The sequence below is a fragment of the Actinomycetes bacterium genome, assembly GCA_024222295.1.
Classification (GTDB): domain Bacteria; phylum Actinomycetota; class Acidimicrobiia; order Acidimicrobiales; family Microtrichaceae; genus JAAEPF01.
In genome coordinates, this window is the sequence record JAAEPF010000075.1 from 1 (window position 1) to 3,953 (window position 3,953).

At 68.2% G+C, this 3,953-nt stretch carries 5 protein-coding genes; 4 read left to right on the plus strand and 1 reads right to left on the minus strand.

The annotated features are described in order from the left end of the window. Positions 1-399 precede the first annotated feature (399 nt). Complete coding sequence (locus tag GY812_16850; protein ID MCP4437154.1) at positions 400-1,239, minus strand: hypothetical protein; 840 nt, start codon at positions 1,237-1,239, stop codon at positions 400-402. Positions 1,240-1,273: 34 nt separating this feature from the next. On the opposite strand from GY812_16850, the gene GY812_16855 reads away from it, so the two are divergent. The 4 genes from GY812_16855 to GY812_16870 all read left to right on the plus strand — a co-directional run. Next, on the plus strand, positions 1,274-1,591 hold the full coding sequence (locus GY812_16855) for a hypothetical protein (protein MCP4437155.1): 318 nt from the start codon (positions 1,274-1,276) through the stop codon (positions 1,589-1,591). Positions 1,592-1,605: 14 nt separating this feature from the next. Next, positions 1,606-1,932, plus strand: a complete 327-nt coding sequence (tnpB, locus tag GY812_16860; GenBank protein ID MCP4437156.1) for an IS66 family insertion sequence element accessory protein TnpB — start codon at positions 1,606-1,608, stop codon at positions 1,930-1,932. Positions 1,933-2,005: 73 nt separating this feature from the next. After that, a complete protein-coding gene (locus GY812_16865; protein ID MCP4437157.1) occupies positions 2,006-3,553 on the plus strand; it encodes an IS66 family transposase in 1,548 nt (515 codons plus the stop codon). A gap of 87 nt (positions 3,554-3,640) precedes the next feature. Further along, positions 3,641-3,953, plus strand: a 313-nt coding sequence (locus tag GY812_16870; GenBank protein MCP4437158.1) for a hypothetical protein, incomplete at its 3' end; no start/stop codon positions are given.

A 3,953-nucleotide genomic window follows, 5' to 3' on the forward strand; every position in this document is an offset into this window, starting at 1 on the left:
CCAGGTGTGCTCAGTTGCCGCCACACCAAACGCCGGCGCACTCCTCCTGAAGTGTGTGTCGGGGCCGAGGTGCCACATTGTATGACCAGGACCAGGCCGGAAGCCATGCGGCGGTTCGGCGCGAAACTGCGCCGACCATACGCCGCCGCAGAAACCCTCCACGCACTCCGACTCGACGGGAAAGCTGCGCCGAAAATTCGGCCAAAACACCTCGATGAATTGTGAATCACCACACTCCCAGCAGATTCGACCATGGTCAGGGTATAGGAAGGACAAGCGACATCATCCATCTACCTGGAATTTAACAGAATATCCGTTGCGCGAAGCGATTAGCCGCGAGGTACGCGGACGAGCCCCCTCCCCGGGGGATCCAGGCTACATCAACGGCGATGGCTTTGCTCAGGCGGCGACATCCTCGACCGGGTCGGGCGGACCGCGGGCTGGGGACAGGGGGAGCGTCGTGGTCGGCAACCCGAGGTGGCGGAGGATCGCGTGAATGGCGCCGGGCTCGTCGATGAGGGCGATCACCTTGGCTTGGCCGCCGCACCGGGGGCACTCGAGGACCTCGAGACCGAAGACGCGGCGCATCAGCTCGGCCCAGAGGAGACGCCGGCGCTTCGGAGCCTGCTTGGGCTGCTTCAGACCACGGGAGCTCGCCACCTTTGCAGGGGCCTGCCCGATGATCTTGGGGCGGAGGGGGGACGCCGATGCGAGGACGCCGTGGTAGCGGACGAGATTCTGCCGGGGTGGCGGAACCAGGGCGGCGAGGCGGGCGATGAGATCGAGCGGATCTAGGACGATGCCGGTGGTCCCGTCGCGCCAGCGGTGATGGAAGTCGACGGCGACTCGGCCGTCTGGGAGCTCCCGTAGACGCTCGTTGGCGACGGGCCCGCGAGCGACGTAGCGAGCCAGGCGTTCGAGGGTCTCGGTGTCGCCCGCGTCCACGTGCACTCCAGCGTGGAGGTTGAACCCGGCGACGGTGGCGCACTTGATGCTGGCGGCGCTGGAGGTGGCGAAGGCGCCCTGGATTCGGTCCTCGCGTTGGCCGGCGCGCGCGCCGAGGAGCTGCTTGTGCCCGACCGAAGCGTTCGCGACGGCGTCGAGCGCGTGCTCGCTCTCCTCGTCGGTGTCCAGGTTCTGGAGGTGTCGGGTGATGCGCTCTGCGATGCGCTGGGTGATCTCCTGAATCTCCACGCCGGAGTGACCCATCAGCGAAGCCGGGGAGGGCCTGGAAGGCAAGTGTGAGATCGTGGGCCGCCGAAGGGAGGCTCAGATGGCTGGAAGACGAATTCGGGACGAGGCGGACGCCCGCGCATGCATGAGGCGGGTCGAGGCCAGTGGGCTCCGACTGCGCGACTGGGCGCGAGCGGAGCGGATCGACGCACGCTCGTTGAACGCCTGGCGCATGAACTTGTCGCGTCGCGCACCGAGGGCAGTCCAGCGGATCAACCTCGTGGAGCTCGTCGCCCAGGCTCCGGCTCGGGGAGCCGAGGGCTATGTCGTGCGCTGCGGCGAGCTCAGCGTCGAGGTCGGCGAGGACTTCGACGAGGACACGCTGGTGCGGCTGCTGCGGGTGATGTCCGCGTGCTGAGGATCGGCCATGGCGTGCGCGTCTTCGTGGGGCTCGACCCGGTGGACATGCGCGGCTCCTTCAACTCGCTGGGCGGGGCCGCCCGGCGGCTCGGGCTCGAGCCCAGCGATGGCCACCTCTACCTCTTCTTCAACCGCCGCCGGCGGCTCTGCAAGATGCTCTGGTTCGATGGCTCAGGGTGGTGCATCTACAGCAAGCGGCTCGAGCGCGGCACCTTCGAGGTTCCTGCATGCGAGCCGGGGGCGGTCACGGTCACCGTAGACACCGGAGCCCTCGCCTCGCTCCTTGAGGGGATCCCGCTCTCAGCTACCAAGCGAAAGTGGTACCGGCGCGCCGCCTGAGCCATTCGCCGAATTTGCGAGAATTTCGTCGCTGGGGATCGACACGCTGGATCAGCTGTGATCCCTTGGCGGCATGGCTCGTGTCTCCCAAGCTGCTCACGACGACCTGCGCCGGCAGCTCGACGCTGTGAACGCGCGAAACGCCGAGCTGACGGCTGAGGTGAGCCGGTTGGCGCAGCTGGTCGCGGTCGCCAACGAACAGATGGCCGAGCTGCTCGCGATCGTCGGGCGCAAGAAGCGGGGCGGGCGCAAGAGCACGGCGAAGGCACCTGAGCCGCCGCCGACGGTGAGCGAGGAGGAGCGCAGGGCCTACGCTGAGCGCCCGCGGGCACCGGCGCGGCCGAAGAAGGTGAAGCCGCCCAAGAAGCCCCGTCGGCCGACGGGTCGCAAGCCCTTGCCGGAGCACCTCCTTGCCGAAGAGCACACCCTTCGGCCGGAGGCATGCAGCGACTGCGGCGGGACCGATTTGGAGCTGGTCGACGAGGTCATCGAGACCAAGCTGCACGTGGTGCAGGAGCACCAACGTCGGCGGGTGGTGCGGCGCAAGACCTGCGCCTGCAGGCACTGCGGGACGCGCACCACGGCGCGCTCGCTGCCCTCACCCTTCGCCCGCTCGAAGGCGACCTGCGAATGGCTCGCATGGCTCGTCCACCAGAAGTTCGTGATGCTCACGCCGCTCGATCGCCTGCGACGCGACCTCGCCTCGCGCGGCTTGCCTCTCGCCATGAGCTATCTGGTCTCACAGATCGAGCGCGCCGCGGATCTTCTGGGACCCGTCGATGGCGAGCACTGGAAGCAGCTGCTCGCCGGCGAGTGGATGGCCACTGACGCCACCGGCCTCAAGGTGCTCGTGCCGAAGGTCGGGAGCCACAACGGTCATCTCGAAGTGTATCGACGCGATGACCTCGTCAACTTCCAGTACGAGGCGCACAAAGGCGCGCAGGCGCTGGCCGACAAGCTCGTGCCCTTCAGCGGGCTGCTCGTCGCCGATGCAGAACACCGGCACAACCTCGTCTTCGAGGACGGCAGCGTCCTGGAGGCCGGCTGCAATGCCCACGGCCGCCGCAAGTTCCGCGACGCCGAGGTGTCTCAGCCCGTGCTCGCCAAGGAGGGCGGTGAGTTCATCTCAGCCATCTACATCGAGGAGGCCACCGCGCAGAAGGAGGGGCTCCGCGGCGACGCGTTGCAGGCCTGGCGCCAGCTCAAGGTCCCACCCCTTCGCGATGCCCTCCTCGCTTGGATGGACGCCGTCGAGCTCACCCTCACCCCCGACGACGCCCTCGCGAAGGTGATCCGCTACTACCGCAACCATTGGTCGGCGCTCTTCCGCTTCGTCGACCACCCCGAGATCCCCATCGATAACTCCGCCTCCGAGCGTGAGTACCAACACGTGGCCAAGCTCCGCCTGAACAGCCTCTTCGCTGGCAGCACCGAGGGCGCACACCGCGCGGCCACTCTCCTCGGCGTCGCGGCCACCTGCCGTGCCCTGGGCGTCGACACCCTCGCCTACCTGAGCTGGGCCTTCACCCGCCTCGGCACCCACCGCGACCTCTACGGATTGAGCGCCGCCGAGCTGACCCCGGCCGCGTTCGCCCGCGCTCGGGCGGGCCCCGAGGCCTGACCTTTCGCCGGCGGTCCGGTTTCCCGGACCGGAGGCCTCACCCCGTGGGCCGCCCCCCCCGGTCACGGTCCCACGAATCAGACGCCGATGGACCCCGCCTTCGCTGATCGCTCACACCGCACCGCCCTCTACGAGAAGACCAAGGCAGCCAAGGCCAAGGGCGAGACCCTGCCCATCGAGAAGGACGTCACCACCATCCACAAGGTCAAGCTCACGAAGCTGCCCTGTTGGCGCCACCTCAGCGACAAGGCCTACGTCCGGCGCATCCGCGAGATGATGCAAGGCCACAGCAAAGCCGCCAAGCGCAAGCGCGCCGCGGAGGGCAAGCGCGTGCAGGGCATCAAGTCCATCCTCGCCCAGGACCCCCACCACCGCCCCGACGAGGGCAAGCGCAAGAAGA

What these genes read in the sequence shown, in the direction of transcription:
- GY812_16855 (MCP4437155.1), top strand. Translation starts at nt 1,274, where the DNA reads ATGGCTGGAAGACGAATTCGGGACGAGGCGGACGCCCGCGCATGCATG.
- GY812_16865 (MCP4437157.1), top strand. Translation starts at nt 2,006, where the DNA reads ATGGCTCGTGTCTCCCAAGCTGCTCACGACGACCTGCGCCGGCAGCTC.